General features: G+C 58.1%; 14 protein-coding genes. 7 read left to right on the forward strand and 7 right to left on the reverse strand.

Annotated features, from left to right (window positions below; translation table 11 throughout):
* Positions 1-31: 31 nt before the first annotated feature.
* Both ACRZ9X_RS19990 and ACRZ9X_RS19995 read right to left on the reverse strand, forming a co-directional pair.
* Complete coding sequence (locus ACRZ9X_RS19990; protein ID WP_480521832.1) at positions 32-2,440, reverse strand: YbcC family protein; 2,409 nt, start codon at positions 2,438-2,440, stop codon at positions 32-34.
* Positions 2,441-2,454: 14 nt separating this feature from the next.
* Positions 2,455-4,005 carry a proton-conducting transporter transmembrane domain-containing protein gene (locus ACRZ9X_RS19995; protein ID WP_480521833.1) on the reverse strand — a complete coding sequence of 517 codons (1,551 nt, stop codon included), beginning with the start codon at positions 4,003-4,005 and terminating at the stop codon, positions 2,455-2,457.
* 110 nt (positions 4,006-4,115) lie between these two features.
* Between ACRZ9X_RS19995 and ACRZ9X_RS20000 the strand changes: the two genes are divergently transcribed.
* The 5 genes from ACRZ9X_RS20000 (at position 4,116) to ACRZ9X_RS20020 (ending at position 10,144) form a co-directional block, all read left to right on the forward strand.
* Positions 4,116-5,006, forward strand: coding sequence for a LysR family transcriptional regulator (locus ACRZ9X_RS20000; RefSeq protein WP_480521834.1), 891 nt, complete (start codon positions 4,116-4,118; stop codon positions 5,004-5,006).
* Between the two features lie 139 nt (positions 5,007-5,145).
* Positions 5,146-6,051, forward strand: coding sequence for a LysR substrate-binding domain-containing protein (locus tag ACRZ9X_RS20005; protein ID WP_480521835.1), 906 nt, complete (start codon positions 5,146-5,148; stop codon positions 6,049-6,051).
* Positions 6,052-6,160: 109 nt separating this feature from the next.
* Positions 6,161-7,315 carry an aromatic ring-hydroxylating oxygenase subunit alpha gene (locus ACRZ9X_RS20010; protein WP_480521836.1) on the forward strand — a complete coding sequence of 385 codons (1,155 nt, stop codon included), beginning with the start codon at positions 6,161-6,163 and terminating at the stop codon, positions 7,313-7,315.
* Positions 7,316-7,330: 15 nt separating this feature from the next.
* Positions 7,331-7,570, forward strand: a complete 240-nt coding sequence (locus ACRZ9X_RS20015; RefSeq protein WP_480521837.1) for a hypothetical protein — start codon at positions 7,331-7,333, stop codon at positions 7,568-7,570.
* 153 nt (positions 7,571-7,723) lie between these two features.
* Complete coding sequence (locus tag ACRZ9X_RS20020; protein WP_480521838.1) at positions 7,724-10,144, forward strand: GcvT family protein; 2,421 nt, start codon at positions 7,724-7,726, stop codon at positions 10,142-10,144.
* Between the two features lie 95 nt (positions 10,145-10,239).
* Here ACRZ9X_RS20020 and ACRZ9X_RS20025 read toward each other — a convergent pair whose 3' ends face one another.
* A complete protein-coding gene (locus tag ACRZ9X_RS20025) occupies positions 10,240-10,821 on the reverse strand; it encodes a carboxymuconolactone decarboxylase family protein (RefSeq protein ID WP_480521839.1) in 582 nt (193 codons plus the stop codon).
* Between the two features lie 153 nt (positions 10,822-10,974).
* Between ACRZ9X_RS20025 and ACRZ9X_RS20030 the strand changes: the two genes are divergently transcribed.
* Positions 10,975-12,081: a hypothetical protein gene (locus tag ACRZ9X_RS20030; RefSeq protein WP_480521840.1), complete on the forward strand. Its 1,107-nt coding sequence runs from the start codon at positions 10,975-10,977 to the stop codon at positions 12,079-12,081.
* Here the strand turns inward: ACRZ9X_RS20030 and ACRZ9X_RS20035 are convergent, their stop codons facing one another.
* Genes ACRZ9X_RS20035 through ACRZ9X_RS20050 form a run of 4 tightly spaced genes read right to left on the reverse strand, consistent with a single transcriptional unit; the run spans position 12,082 to position 14,990 of the window.
* Complete coding sequence (locus ACRZ9X_RS20035; protein ID WP_480521841.1) at positions 12,082-13,131, reverse strand: aromatic ring-hydroxylating dioxygenase subunit alpha; 1,050 nt, start codon at positions 13,129-13,131, stop codon at positions 12,082-12,084.
* A gap of 5 nt (positions 13,132-13,136) precedes the next feature.
* Positions 13,137-13,472: a carboxymuconolactone decarboxylase family protein gene (locus ACRZ9X_RS20040; protein WP_480521842.1), complete on the reverse strand. Its 336-nt coding sequence runs from the start codon at positions 13,470-13,472 to the stop codon at positions 13,137-13,139.
* A 9-nt stretch (positions 13,473-13,481) separates the two neighbouring features.
* Positions 13,482-14,240 (reverse strand): amino acid ABC transporter permease, encoded by a 759-nt coding sequence (locus tag ACRZ9X_RS20045; protein ID WP_480521843.1) that lies wholly within the window; start codon positions 14,238-14,240, stop codon positions 13,482-13,484.
* 9 nt (positions 14,241-14,249) lie between these two features.
* Complete coding sequence (locus ACRZ9X_RS20050) at positions 14,250-14,990, reverse strand: amino acid ABC transporter ATP-binding protein (protein WP_480521844.1); 741 nt, start codon at positions 14,988-14,990, stop codon at positions 14,250-14,252.
* A 117-nt stretch (positions 14,991-15,107) separates the two neighbouring features.
* Here ACRZ9X_RS20050 and ACRZ9X_RS20055 point away from each other — a divergent pair, with 117 nt between their 5' ends.
* On the forward strand, positions 15,108-15,878 hold the full coding sequence (locus tag ACRZ9X_RS20055) for a transporter substrate-binding domain-containing protein (RefSeq protein ID WP_480521845.1): 771 nt from the start codon (positions 15,108-15,110) through the stop codon (positions 15,876-15,878).
* The last annotated feature ends 295 nt before the right edge of the window (positions 15,879-16,173 follow it).

Raw genomic sequence — 16,173 nt, forward strand, 5'->3', positions numbered from 1 at the left:
ATTGATCCATCTCCGCCCCGTGCAAGACGAGCTATTCAGCCGCGATTGCTTGCAGGTCAGCTGTTTCGTCGCCGAACCGCTCCCAATTCAGGTTGCCCCGATAACGCCAGGCCAGTTTGCCCTGATCGTCCATGGCAATCAGATGAAGCCAGCCGTTGTCGAACAGATCACGTACATCCGGATGTCGTCTCAATATATCGGACATGGCCTGCCGCGGGGCTTCGATGATCACCGACAGACGCAAGGGATCGTGCTGGAAGGAGATGCCGTCATGCACGGATTGCCATGGCAAGCCGGGACGCGGCGCACCGTTGTTGCCTTCCAGAACACCGATGCCACCAACAACATTGTGCAACAGTTTGTTGCCCCCGCCGAACAACGACGGCGCAACGGTCGAGCCATAATATTGAAGGCTGATCCAACTCGCGACGACCACGGGGGCAGTCATGATCAGTTCCAGAGTGCCAAACCCATCATCCTGCCGCCAGTCATAGCTGTGCAGAAACGCCCGCCCCGAAAGGTCGGATCCTTCCGTTCGGTTGCGTGGTGCGGCGACGAACGCGCGGCACCCGGCCAAGCCCCATTCGGGACGGGTTTCGGCCCAATCCTTTGCACGCCGGTAGACTTTTGACTCTTGGGACGCGCGCGGCAAGCGCTTTATACGTTCCGATCGGGCGAGCTTTCCGGCAGCGGCCAACCACACTTTCAACTGCGCAAGCCCCTCCTCACGGATGTGCCCGGACACATCCCGATCGAAAACCGTCACCTCGTCCGTTGTTGTGTGATGCAAAGCCGGAACGAAAACTGTGTCCGAGGGGATGTCGATTCCTTCAATGCGCAACTCCCGCCGGATTTCATCGTCGTTCAACAGACCAGCCAGAAGCCGGGCGTTTACGTCACCCGCGTAGCCGCCACACGCACCACATTGCAGCGCGCTTTCATGGGGGTTGTTGGTCACATCGGCCCCGTGACCAGCCAGCAATACGATCCGCGCGAAGTTGTCCGTAAGAGACATGGCCCTCAGCACCGACTGAGCCGTTTCAGTGCGCGTTTTCAGATCAACCGAACCCGTCAGGCTTGGTGCGGGGTCAGCCGACGCCTTGCTTTTCACACCCAGTGCATCCCGCACAAGTTTCGCGGCGTACAAAGGACCAGTCGCCTCGACAAAGGCAAAGGAAGACACAGCTGCCAACTTGAATCTGCCCCAGGCGCGCTTGGCCCGGGCCCCGTAACGTCGGCTTAGGTCCACCTCCTCGGGCTCATCGGCCCGAGATGTCACACCCGCCTGCAAGAGGACCGGTCCGCGCCGCTCCACAACATCCGAACCTGCCGCATTATGTGCGCTCGCCAAGCCAAAAAACCCGGCAAAGCCAAGGGTCTGTATGCCCGCATCCTGAGCTTCCAATGCGCGCCGAAACACTTCGGACCGCACATCGATGCAAAACACAGCTTGAATATCGGCTTGGCCCTGCGGAACGCGAGACTTCCCCTTATGCAGTTTGCCCCCCAATATCCGCTGTTGCGAGCGTTCCGCCGCACCTTGTAACACCGCATCAATGACATGCCGCATAGACGCTGTAACCGGGGATTGATGTTCGACAATCACCTCAGCCCAGCGATCCACGATTTGATTTTTGTAGGCCTCGAACAGCGCCTCATCAAACACCATGCGAATGGCCAAAAGTTCGGTCACCGTGCTGTCTTGTACGCCGTCTAACTCCGCCTGCCACAGAAGATAGCGCCCATACTGCGCCCAGCCTCCCAACGTCACCAACCAGCGGTGGAAAGCCGTTGTCGCAGCACCCGGATCAATGCCCAGGCGCTCCGAGGCCCGCCCCAATGCGCGCCAATGGGACCGGTTGGTTTCGCTCACAAAGGCACAGAAACCACTCAGGCCATGTATCTCGGGCGTCAGGTCGCGCGATGCAAACTCACGCCACGATCGGAATGCGCCGCCTGTGCCAGCTTGCTGCCACAGCGCCTGCCCCTGATCGAAATGGCTGGCGGCCCACGCGCCAATACGGTCTTCGATCAGACCGGGCCAGTCTATACCTGAAACATCCGCCGCAAGTTCCGCTACTGTAGGCAAAGCATCAGGCCAAGGTGTTTCACCCTCCAATGCAGCCAAAACATCTGACAAGTCAGGTCGGCCAAACGGCCCCTCCACCGCTGACAAAGCACCCATAAGATCGGATTGCGAGATTTTACCCGATTCAATTCTGGGCTTCCAATATGCACGCGGCGGAGTGATCCGAACGCCTCCGGTTCGGGCCAAGCGCGCGGCGGTGACTGCCAGTGGCTCGCCGGTCTGACCCAGAAACGGGTTCACAGCAACATTGGCGGATAGCGGAAAAAGCGGAGGAATGGCCTTTGCGGCAGAGTTGGCCTCGGCAACAAGTTCCAGCAGCGGCGCGGGGTAGGATTCGAGTTTTGCATACATGGGATATGGTCCTTTCAGACAGTCGACCGCCTGGACCAACCGTCCAGAAACCTGTCGAAAATGGCATTGGCATACAGGCCGCTTGTCAGGTGAACCCGAAGGCCGACCGCCGCCGGGTGAGACGCCCACAGCGGGAACGTCGCCTGCGCCAGGGCAACACACCCAAAACTGATAAGCGCCAGAACGATAAGCGCCCATTCAAGCGGACCCTGCGCCGGTGTGGGTGGCAACGCCCCGACCGTGAGCGTCTGGGCCACGACCTGAAGGGCGAAATAGCTGACTGACGTCGCCAGCGCATAAACCACTGTGCGTCGCATCAAAGCGCGTGGAGCGGCGTCGGCAAATCCCTGCGCCAGTAAATAAGCGACACCAAAGATCAGGATCACTCCTAAAGCAATCGCCTGTACCGATTTCCCATCAAAGCCGACAAGGGCTCCGACAAGGCCGTAGATTCCGATCGAAACAGCAAACGCCAGCAAAACGTTGCGAGCGCTTGGCACCGCGATTGGGCCGGGCCGCCGGATTGCCGCAACGTTGCGCACAGCTTCACCCGCACTCAGAAACGCGTGCGCCTTGTAAAGCGAGTGTGCCACGATATGCAGAAGGGCCAGCGGGAACAGGGCCAACCCGCATTGCATGACCATAAAGCCCATCTGCGCAATTGTGGACCACGCCAGAGACGTTTTCACGGCCGGCTGAGTAAGCATCACCAGACCTCCGAAGAGCGCCGTGAACCCTCCAAGCATAACAAGAAACGCCAGAACGCCCGGCGCAAGCAGCATCACATCCGCAAACCGGATCAACAGAAACCCGCCCGCATTGATTACGCCCGCATGCAGCAGGGCAGATACGGGCGTTGGGGCCTCCATCACTTCGGTCAGCCACCCATGCAGCGGGAATTGCGCCGATGCCAGCACAGCCGAAACTGCGATCAGAAACGCCGCAATCATGGTCGGCCAGTTTGCGGTGGCCGAGGCAAAGACAGTTTCGATATCCGTCGTTCCGTAGACTGCAATCAGCAGAACCAGCGCGCCCGCAAGAGCACCCTCGCTCAGCCGCGCGACAACGGCTTTCTTTCGTGCAGCGCGGAGGGCAGTGGCACGTTCGGGATAATACAGAAGCAACCGGTTCAGGGATATGCTGGCAAACGTCCAGGCTACAAAAAGCTGAATGAGGTTGCCCGAGATGGTGAGCAGCAAAACAGCGGCCAAAGTTGCCGACATCCATCCGGTGAACATGCCCTGACCAGCTTCGCCATCCATATAGGTTCGGGAAAAGCGTAGCACGATCCAACCGATAAAGCTGACAAGGGTCAGCATCACCGCGCTCACGGCATCCAGCCGTACCGAAAAGCCAATGCCGAAAAACCCGATCAGGGAAGATGTACCCGGTCCGTGGACGATCAGAACGATGGTCGACACTACGGCAACCACAAGAGCGGAAAGCGCCGCCGCTTCCGTCCACATCAGCACTTTGCCGGGGCGGATCCCGGGATATCGCGCGGCCAGACACGCCGCCAAAACAAGCATCAGTGGACCAAGAAGAGGTAGGAACAAGTAAATCACGGTTGATATCCTTCAGTTTCACGGCATCTGCGTAACCGGGCAGATATGGCGAAAATCGAAGTAATAAAAATTCATTGTTCTTACTCTTTCCTTCTATTAATTAGAACGATATGCCGTTGAACTATCACCACCTCAGATATTTCTGGGCCGTTGCGCATGATGGAAACCTGACGCGCACGGCGCAGCGTCTGAACCTGTCGCAATCCGCGCTGTCGGTTCAGATCAAGCAACTGGAAGAGCGCTTGGGCCATGCTCTGTTTGACCGACGCGGGCGGCAACTTCATCTGACCGAAGCCGGGCGCATTGCACTGGATCATGCCGACGCGATTTTCTCGACCGGTCAGGAGCTTGTTGCAACGCTGTCCGGCACTGTGCAAAACCGAAAGGCACTTCGCGTGGGCGCGCTGGCGACACTGTCCCGCAACTTTCAGATCGGATTTCTGAGGCCGATATTGTCTCGTCGGGACGTCGAAGTGATCCTGCGATCCGGCAGTCCGACCGAACTGCTCGAGGGGCTTGAGGCGCTGAACCTCGACGTGGTTTTAATGAACCGTCCCCCTCCTGACGATAGCCTGACACCCTACGAGACGCATCGCATTGCGGAACAGGACGTCAGCATTGTGGGAACGCCCGCCCGTTTGCAGCAAGACCAGCCCTTGCAAGACCTTCTTGCCGGGCAACCTTTCATTCTGCCGACGACGGACAGCAGCGTGCGCACGGCATTCGATGCGCTGGCCAGCCGGTTTTCAATCAGCCCCCAGGTCGCGGCCGAAGTGGACGATATGGCCATGATGCGGCTTCTGGCACGCGAAGGCATCGGGCTTGCGCTGGTGGCTCCGATCGTTGTCACCGATGAGTTGACTTCCGGCCGCCTCAAGGAAGCCAATGCGCATCCTCGCATCAAGGAAACCTTCTATGCAATCACTCTGCGACGCCGGTTTCCCAACCCGCTTGTCCAAGAGATCATTGAACACAATTCTGGGTCTGCTTTCCTGTCTTGAGCTTAATGTCCCGTTGTTCTGGTCCGAAGCGCCGCCGTCGCGCGCCATTTTGCGCGATTCACTGTTGGTATTCTGCACCAAAGCAACTCATATTCAGGTGAAGAAACCTAAACCGTAGCCACACAGCAGAACCACCTCAATGTCGAGACGCCATTACAACCTGCCGCCGCTGACAACCCTCTCTGCTTTTGAAGCCGCCGCGCGGCATCTGAGCTTCAAGAATGCTGCGTCCGAGTTATCGGTTACACCGGGGGCCGTCAGTCACCAGATAAAAGCGCTTGAGGGCGATCTGGGCACGCCGCTTTTTCAGCGCAAGCACCGGGGCGTTGATCTGACCGACGAAGGGAAAGCACTGTATGACTCACTGTGGTCATCGTTTGATCGCATCTCAAAAACTCTGACCACCATCCGCGAACGCGCGTCGGCAGCGAAGGTCACAGTCGGGTCCACTACAGCAGTAGCCGCTCTGTGGCTTTCTCCGACGATCATCCGGTTCTGGCGTGAAAGACCCGATCTGAGCGTCAATCAGGTTTCTCAGGATCGACCCTTTCACGACAGGCGGGATATTGATTTCTTCATTCGCTATGGGCGGGATCGGGATTCTTCGCTGAATCACACGCCCTTGTATCGGGATCATCTGATCCCGGTAGCCAGCCCTGAACTGGCTAAAAAACTGATCGGCACCGAGCTGCAAGATTTGGCGAGACAAAGACTTATCCATATGGACAGTGAAGATCACACTTGGACAAACTGGGCAAACTGGTTCCACCAACTTGGGTATGCGGGCGACCTGCCCGTCGAAAGCAGGGTCAACAGCTATTCCGTCGCACTGCAGTTGGCACGGCAGGGTGTGGGCATAGTACTTGGCTGGCAAAGGCTTATCCGGCCCATGCTGGCGTCGGGGAAACTGGTGGCGATCGGGTCACATCATTTGATCGCACCTAATCAGTTTTATCTGGTTGGGCGACCAGACAATGAATTGTCCGACAGCGCCCGGGCTTTGAAACAGTGGATTATCGCAGAAGTCACCAACAAGTCGGTTTAGTTCAGATCATCTGTTGATGAAGTTTTCTGATATTGAACCGGCCTGGTCCGGGTCGCTACCCTGCTTATGCATAGAAACCCATCCTTCAAGTCCATTTCAGGAGCACCTGATGAACCAGCAAACCCTGCTTTCGTCCGTCCTGTCTGACGTGAACGTGGCCAACGGCCTGCCGAACGCACATTACATCGATCCAGACATCTTTGCCGAGGAAAAACGTTCGGTAATTTACGCAAACTGGTCGGGGATCGGGTTCGGCAAGGATGTTCCTGAGGTCGGCGATGCCAAGCCCGTCGATTTTCTGGGACAGCCGTTACTGATTGTCCGCGACCACGACGGATCCATCCGGGTTTTTCAAAATACGTGCCGTCATCGCGGGATGATCCTGGTGGACAAACCTCAAAAAATCCGGGGCGCGATCCGGTGCCCGTATCACAGCTGGTGCTACGCCCTGAACGGAGACCTGCGCGCAACACCGCATGTCGGCGGCCCGGGGCAGAACACCCACGCAGATGTCGACATGAGCACACTGGGGCTGCTGCAAATCCGTTCATATGTTTGGCGCGATGTGATCTTTGTGAATGTCGATGGCACCGCACCTGAGTTCGAGGACGCCCACAGCGAATTGCTGGAACGCTGGGCAGAGCATGAAAAGCCCGTTTTTCATGGCGGCGAAGGGTCTTCGCTTCGGCTTGAAGTTAAATGCAACTGGAAACTGGCAGTGGAAAACTATTGCGAAAGCTACCACCTGCCCTGGGTTCATCCGGGCCTGAACAGCTATTCCCGATTGGAAGATCACTACAATATCGAAAACCGCGGCCATTACTCCGGTCAAGGCACATTGGTATATCGCCAGCTGACCGATCAGGGCGGCAACCGACTTCCCGACTTTGATAGTCTCAGCGACAAATGGGACGAAGGGGCCGAGTATATTGCCATCTACCCGAACGTGTTGCTGGGGGTACAACGCGACCACTGCTTTGCCATCGTGCTAGAAGCCGTCGATCACGAAAACACAATTGAACATATCGAGCTGTATTACGCCAAAAGCGAGCGCGAGACCCCCGAGCTTGACGGTTTGCGCGCATTAAATGCGCAACAGTGGAAGATCGTGTTCGAAGAAGACGTCTTTGTTGTCGAAGGCATGCAAAAAGGCCGCCATGGTGAGCTATTTGATGGCGGTCGCTTTTCGCCGGTGATGGATGGGCCGACACATAACTTCCACCATTGGGTTGCCAGCCAGGTTGAAAAGGGTCGGTCTGGCTGAGCGAGCATGATTTGGATGGAACGCCAAGAGTTGGACCGCGCGCTGCTGGATGCGCATGCCAGAAAAGATCACCCGGCTCTGGTGCGTCTCTACACAATCGCCGCCAATGGCCGAGAACAGGCTGAGGACATTGACGCTGCGTGTTTTTACCTGACCCAGGCGTTTGTCTATGCGTTGGAATCCGGTGCACCCGAGGCGGATGAACTGAATCAACGGCTGGCGGATCGCGGGCGCGCACAGAGATTGAGTTTCTGATCCGATGCGCGCCCGGAACAATCCGGGCAGATGATATCCGGCGTGGTCAAAACAACGAGTTTTGTGACGCGTTCTGAACATTTTTGATCCCCGGCGTGCCTAAAGTGAAAGGGGTCGAGGGTCTGATGAAAGACCGAAAATCGGGGACAAAAGATGCGCACAGAAGCACAGGCTGTAGTGATCGGCGGCGGGGTGATCGGGTGTTCGATCCTGTATCACCTGACCAAACTAGGATGGTCAGATGTCGTTCTGCTGGAGCGGGACGAGTTGACAAGCGGTTCGACCTGGCACGCGGCGGCGAATATCCACGGTTTGCACGACAGCACCAATATCAGCCGCATCCAGCACTATACGATGAACCTGTATAACGCGCTGGAGGAGGAAACCGGCCAAAGCTGCGGTGTGTTCCAACCGGGTTCGCTGTATCTGGCGCAGACCGAAGAGCGAGAGCATCAGCTGAAGCTGCAGGCCGCCAAGGCAAAGCTTTATGGCATGAACTTCTATGAGATCAGCATCGAAGAGGCGCAAAAGCTGAACCCGCTGGTCAATTATGAGGGCATCCGCTGCGTGATGTTCGAACCCGATGGCGGCAATGTGGACCCCTCGGGCGTGACCAACGCCTATGCGGTGGGTGCGCGCCAGCGCGGGGCCGAGATCCACCGCTTTACCTCCGTGATCGCGACCGAGCAGCAGGAAGACGGCACCTGGATCGTGCGCACGCCCAAGGGCGACATCAAAACCCCTTGGGTGGTGAATGCCGCCGGGTTGTGGGGTCGTGAGGTCGCGAAACTGGCCGGGATCGAACTGCCTCTGCAACCGACCGAGCACCAGTATTTTGTCACCGAGGCCATGTCGGATGTTCAGGCGCACGGCACGCGTTTGCCCTCGGTCTCGGACCGCGACGGTGAGTACTACCTGCGTCAGGAAGGCAACGGCCTGCTGGTCGGCGCCTATGAGAAGGACATGAAGTTCTGGGCTGAAGAAGGCACGCCGCTGGACTTCGCCCATGACCTGTTCCCAGATGATCTGGAACGGATCGAAGAGAACATGATGAACGCCATCGAACGTCTGCCCGCCGTGGGTAACGCGGGGATCAAGCGCGTCATCAACGGCCCGATGATCTGGTCGCCCGACGCCAACGTGCTGATGGGTCCGGTGCCCGAGGTTGATGGCTATTTCTGCTGCAACGGCATCATCCCCGGCTTCTCACAATCGGGCGGCATGGGCCTGATGGCGGCGCAGTGGATCATCGAAGGCGAAACCGAATATGACATGTTCGCCTGGGACTTGGCGCGCTTCGACACCTGGGCCACGAAAGAGTTCACCAAAGCCAAGGTGCAGGACCAATACGCCCACCGCTTTGCGATCCACTTCCCGAACGAGGAACGCAGCGCAGGCCGCCCGGCCCGTGTGCGCCCGATCTATGAGACACAGAAAGCCATGGGCGCGGTGTTCGGCCTGAACGCCGGCTGGGAACACCCCCTGTGGTTCGCGGATGAGCCGGGCACCGTGGATACCAACGGCTTTACCCGCCAGAACTGGTGGGGGTCTGTGGGCGAGGAATGCAAGATGCTGCGCGACCGGGCGGGCATCATCGATATCTCGAATTTTGCCAAATACATCTGCAAAGGCCCCGGCGCTGCGGATTGGCTGAACGCGGTCTTCGCCAACACCATGCCCAAGGCGGTGGGCCGGTCCTGCCTGACGCCGCTGATCTCGAAACGGGGCGGTATTGCCGGGGACTTCACCGTCACCCGCGTGGCCGAGGATGAGTTCTGGATCATCGGTTCCGGCATGGCCGAGCGCTATCACAAGCGCTTCTTCAAGCAGGTCCCGCTGCCCGACGGCACCACCTTTGAGAGCCATACCGAGGCGATGTGCGGCTTCAACGTCGCCGGTCCCAAATCGCGCGAAATCCTGCAGCGCCTGACCAACACGTCATTGGCGACCGAGGATTTCCCCTTCATGCGGTCGGCCAGGATCGAACTGGCGGGGGTCGAAGTGCTGGCCCTGCGCGTCTCGTTCACCGGCGATCTGGGATGGGAGCTGCACTGCAAGACCGAAGATCAGGCGCGCCTGTATGAGGCGTTGCTGGAAGCGAGCAAAGAATTCGACGCAGGCCCTGTGGGCAGCCGCGCACTGATGTCGCTGCGGGTGGAAAAGGGCTATGGCTCGTGGAGCCGCGAATACAGCCCTGAATATTGGCCACAGGAGGTCGGGCTGGACCGTCTGTGCAAGTTCGAGAAAGATTTCCTCAACAAAGAGGTCGCGCTGAAGGTGCTGGACAAACCGGCCCGCGAACAGCTGGTCCTGCTGCATCTGGACGAGGGTGACGTCACCGCGTCGAACGCCGACGCCACCGGCGGCGAGCCGATCTTCAAAGACGGCGAAGGCATCGGCCGCGTCACCTCGGGCACCTATGGCTACACGGTCGGCATGTCACTGGCGCTGGGATACGCCAAAAACGCCCAGCGCGGCGACAGGGTCGAGGTCATGGTCCTCGGCCAGCCCCACAAGGCCACCATCCTGCACGAACCACCCTTTGACCCAGAAGGCACCAGACTACGGCGATGACGCATACAGCACTCTGACCTACCAAACTTGGTCGGGCCTGCAACTGGCACGTCGATTTCAAACTCGCAGAGCACCGGTCCGGCGTCCACCGCTGTTCACTCGTCGCCTTTGTAATATCCAATCACATCGTTTTCTGTGGTCGCCCCAAGGCCATTCAACAAACGGTTGGAGTAATTGAAATATGCGCAGACCTGGTTGACCTCCAGAATCTCACCGTCGTCGCAGCCTGCCAGTTTTAGCGCTTCGAAATCCGATTTCACCATTTTGCCCACATCCGTCGTCAGTTTGGCAGCGTAGCGCAACAAAGCCAGTTCTTTACCTGCAAATTCATCCTCGGGGCGATGCGCTTTCAGGGCGACAAATATCCTGTCACTGCGGGGTTGGTCTTTAAGCAGATTACGCACGTTCATAAAATGGTGCGTCAGCGAATACGTGCAGTCGTTCAGGATTGATGTATAGCTCGCCACCACCTCCAGAAACCAGAACGGTAACCGGTTGTCGTCCGAATGCAGGACCGAGCGGTACAGAACCACATGCCCGTTCATCGTTTCGGGACGCAGCGAATGCACCCGCATCACTGTATCCACCGTTCCATGCGGTGTTCTGGCGTTATCCAGAAGCTCTTTCAGACGGCCGTCCGCCTGCTCGTCAGAGATCATTTCGATCCAGGCGCTCATGCCCAATCCTCCTGTCAGATGTCGAGCCAGCATATGAACAAAGCCGCCGAAAGTGTCAGCAGAAATTTCTGCATCAGGTCGTTTTTAGACAGTAACGGAAATGTGAAACTGGTGTAGTGTTCGTCTGATTCTGCTATTTAGGGGACCAGTGTTATGCGCAACTCGGATCTGCGTGCCGGCGCGGAGAATCTGCTGATCCGATGTGGCGGGCTGACAGCAGGTGACCGGTTGCTGGTGCTATGCGAAGCGCCAGAAAACACATATTACGACGCCGAAATCGCGCAGGCAGTACTGGACTGCGCACAGGCACTGGGGATTCGAGCCACTTTACAGACCATCCCCTTTGACCCGATGGGGCCACACCTGTCCGGACAGACCATTGCCGCAATGAAAGCTGCCGACCGAACGTTGTTTCTGTCGCGGACGGGGGATCAAATTCGGTTCGATGCGGATCTGGCGGATGTGCATCCGATCATGTCTTATGCGCTGGACAAGGATGCGTTAGCTTCGGGCTTTGGACGGGCGAATTACTTTGGTTTTGTTGCGCTGAAGAACGCGGTAAATGCGTTGCTGACCAAGGCCTCGCATATTCTCGTAACCTGCCCCTTAGGCACTGATTTTAGCGGTCCCGGCGCAGCGTTTCCCCAAAGTGGCGCCTCTGATGTCTTTGTCGCCCGCTTCCCCATGTCAGTCTTCGCCCCTGTTCCAGCGCAAGGATTTTCAGGCACCGTGATGCAAGATGGGTTTCTGGTCGGAACCGGCTCGAAATTCTACGAACCCTATGGCTGCGATCTGCGTGAACCGCTTGCCGTACAGTTTGAAAACAGCCGCCTTCTGGGTTTTTCCGGCCACCCGATGGACGTGCATTGCGCACAGATGCACTACGAGAAAGTCGGTCAAATGTTCGACCTCGACCCGCTGACCATGCATTCCTGGCACGCAGGCATTCATCCAGGCTGTGCCTACTCCGCACCCGCTTTCCAGAATTTCGAGAGATGGAGCGGGTCCGCCTTCGGCAATCCGCGTCTGCTGCATTTCCACACCTGTGGGCACTACGCTCCGGGTGAGATTTCACTGAATGTGCTGGACCCGACCATTCGCGTCGATGGCGTTGCCGTTTGGGAAAACGGCGCCCTGCATCCTGATCGCATTCCCGGTGGCGCGCAGATTCTTGAGGATTATCCTTGCGTCAAAGCCCTGTTCGATGCCCCGGAACAGGCCGTAGGTCAGGGCATCAACGGCAGGCTCAGCGCGTCCTGATCATCCCGTTTCTTCAGCGATTCTGCGCGAAACCCGCGAGCGGAAACGCATCGCGCCTGCGTCCAGCGCAAGGTTGATATAGCCACTCTTGCGCCTCGCCATCCCGGTCTGGACGTGCTCCAAGACCTCTTTATCCTCGTTGAACGCCATCACTGCACCTTCGAACATGCGCTGGGACATCGCCGTATCGTCCGCGTGCATGTTTCGATGCTGGAACCAGAAATAGCGCGAGGTTTCGGCATCGACCGGCGTGATGAAGTTGTATGAGATATTGATGAAGGCGTTGGGCGAGACGGGCCGATCCGCGCCGCCTTCCCCCGCCGGGGTATAGACCGACATATTGATTGCGGTCGACGGCAGTCGGCACTCGTAATGCTGCTTGCGATCGCAACCGGGGCCAAAGGGCAAGATTGGCGCATAATAAGGCGGTGCGGGCTCATTCGCGATCCAGCGGGAAACGATGACACCATCCCCGGTTTCCTCAAGATCCAGCGGGCGATTGTCCGTTCCGGCCCCGGCGAACGAAGTCAGATGCACCCAGGCCACATGGCTGGGGTCCAGCAGATTATCGATGATGTAGAGGTAGTGACACGCCATCTCCATCGCGCCCTTCTGGGTCTTGCCCCAGTCCGGGTTGTCGAAATTGGGAATGTCGATGATGTCTTCTATGCTGGCCTGTTCCGGATCGCCCATCCACAGCCACAAAAACCCCCAACGGTCCTCGGCGGGATAGGCATGGACAGCGGCGCGGCGCGGCGGATTGTCCAACTGTGTCGGCGCGCTGACGCATTCGCCCCCGCAACCAAAGGTCAGCCCATGATAGCCGCAGACCACATGATCACCCTCAATGGTTCCGCGTGACAGAGGCAGTTTTCGGTGCGGGCAGGCATCCTCCAGCGCGATGGCAGCGCCCTTGGTGTCGCGATAGATCACGATCTCTTCGTCCAGCATCCGCACAGCGCTCAGTTCGCGGCCAAAATCCTCGGACCGGCCCGCGACGTACCAGCTATTTCGGATGAACCCTTCGGCTCCGGCCAGATCAGGACGCATGGGGTTTACTCCGAAAACACATCATAGGCCTTCAACGCCTTGGCGCTATAGGCATAAGACGGCCCGCCGCCCATATAGGTCGCCATAGCCAAAGCTTCGCACATCTCGTTGCGTGTGGCCCCCAACCGGACCAGAGACTTGACGTGAAACCCGATGCAACTGTCGCAGCGGGTCGCAATAGCGATCCCGAGCGCCATGAATTCCTTGGTCTTTTCGCTCAGCGCGCCATCGGTCTTGGCGGCCTTGCCCATGATGCCAAAGCCACGCACGGTTTCGGGCACTTCTTTCGAGAAGCTGCCGATATTGGCCTCGGTTTCGGCCATGAAGGTTTTCCAATCCATAATGCCTCCTTATCCGCGCTCGTCCGCGCCCATGCGGCGCTCCAGCCAGCGCACGCCTGCGCTGATGATCAGGACCAGTATCAGGTATTCGAAGATCAAAAGCGTGTAGATTTCCAATGGGCGGTATTCGGTCACCACCAACTCGTTTGCCCGGCGGGTCAGTTCCTGCATCCCGATGACGCTGGCAAAGGCACTCATCTTGACGATGTAGATGAACTGGTTGGCCAAGGGGGGCAAAATGCGCCGGATCGCCTGCGGCAGGATTACATAGCGCATGGTCTGGAAATAGTTCAGCCCGATGGTCTGAGCCGCCTCGCGCTGACCACGGGCGATGGATTGAATGCCTGCGCGGTAGATCTCGGCAGTAAACGCGCTGTCCGAGATGGCCAGCGTGATGATCGCGCCCCAGAACGGATCAATGGGCACGTTCATCCCCATCGACTGGAACACGATGGGCAGGCCGTAAAACACCCAGAATAGCATCGGCAGCAGGGGAATGGCGCGGATGAATTCGACATAGACCCGATTGACCAGCCGCCAGCCGCGTTTTTCGGACAACCCCGGCAGCGCCACCAGCAGGCCGATGACAATCGACATCACCGCCGCGATCAGGGAAATCTGGATGGTCGCGCCCATGCCTGAGATCAGGAACTTGACGTTCGTCCAGCCCGAGGCAGTGGTCGGATTGATCACATACCAGCCCCAGGTCGACGAAGACGAACACCCGGCCAGCAAAAGAAGTGGCGATATCAGAAGAAGTTTTTTCATCGGCCCCACCTAGTGCTGCAGAATTTGAGACAGGAATTTGCGGCACCGCTCAGATTGCGGATCGGTGAAGAAATGCTCGGGGTGGCCTTCTTCGACGATCTCGCCTGCATCCATAAAGATCATCTTATCGGCCACCTTGCGGGCAAATCCCATCTCGTGGGTGACGACAACCATGGTCATGCCGTCTTGCGCCAGCTCGACCATCACATCCAGAACCTCGGAAATCATCTCGGGATCCAACGCAGAGGTGGGTTCGTCAAAAAGCAAAACCCGGGGTTCCATGCACAACGACCGGGCGATGGCGACGCGCTGCTGCTGACCGCCCGACAGCTGGATGGGCCGCTTGTCCGCCTGATCAGGGATATGTACGCGTTCCAGATAGTGCCGCGCCTTCTCCTCGGCCTCTTTCCGGCTGAGGCCACGCGCCTTGATCGGGCCCAACGTCAGGTTTTCAAGAACCGTCAGGTGCGGGAACAGATTGAACTGCTGGAACACCATCCCGACCTCGGAGCTGATCGCCGCCACGGATTTGGGATCACTCGTCAGCTCGACCCCATCCACCCGGATCGTGCCCTTCTGATGTTTCTCAAGCTGGTTGATACAGCGCACCACGGTCGACTTCCCGGACCCCGAAGGCCCGCAGATCACGACCTTTTCGCCGCTGTTCACTGTCAGGTTGATGTCTTTGAGAACGTGAAACGTGTCGAACCACTTGTTCACACCGACAAGCTCGATCGCGGCGTCTTGCATCTGCTGGCCTGCCTTTGTTTTCTGGTCAATTATTTGCTTGAGGTTATCTTTGTCTTTACGCTTAGATCAAGAAACAATGTAGCGGCAATCGCTTAACGCCACCAACGGGAGAAATACATGAAACGGTTTTTCAAAACTGCCGCCGCCGCGGCACTTGGATTAGTGCTCGGGACCGCCGCGCAGGCGCAGTCAGCCCTGAACGAGGTTCTGGATTCTGGGGTGCTGAAAGTGGGCACAACCGGTGACTGGAACCCGATGTCGCTGCGCGATCCGGCGACCAACAGCTATAAGGGCTATGATATCGACATCATGAACGCGCTGGCCGCTGATCTGGGGGTCGAGGTCGAATATGTGCCCACCGACTGGAAAACGCTGGTCAATGGTGTGGTGGCGGGCAAATACCATTTGACTGGGTCAGCCTCGATCTCGCCGCCGCGCATGAAAGTTGCGGGTTTCTCGGACAGCTACATCGCGGTCGAGCTGTTTCCCTATACAACCAAGGACAAGGCCGACAAGTTCGACGGCTACGAGTCGATCAACCAGCCGGGCGTGACGGTTGCAACCACGCTGGGCACCACGTTTGAAAAACGCGTGCGCGAATGGTTCCCGAATGCCGAAATCAAAGTGGTCGAGGCCCCGGCCCGCGGGTTTCAGGAAGTTATCGCCGGCCGCGCGGACGTGTTTATCACCTCGAACATCGAGGGATCGACACTGGAAGAGAAATTCCCCATTGAGCGCGTGAAAAATGCGGGCCCCCGCTCGCCCTCGCCCATCGCAATGCTGTTGCCCCAAAACGATCAGGTCTGGATCAACTACGTGAACAATTGGATCGAGGTGAAAAAGGCGCAAGGGTTCTTCGAAGAGAACCGCGCAAAATGGGGCCTCTGATCTGACCTGACGCCCGGTGCACTGCCGGGCGTCACCTGATCCGCAACATGAGCCTGGATCATAGACAGGGTATGCGGCTGGCGCCCGTATCAGCGAAGGGGCCGCCGATATGCTACCGGTTGGTTCAACGGAACAGCACGCCCTGTGGTTCGGATCGGTGCCCATACGATCTGCGCCCCCATGCGGGCGACCGCCACGGATCACCGGGCAAACATCGCGGCGTTTCCAGATAGGCATGCGGAATCTCATCCCGCATCGTCATCGATCGGGGCGTGGCCCGTCCGCTAACGGTGGA

It is taken from the genome of Ruegeria sp. AL1 (assembly GCF_056540905.1).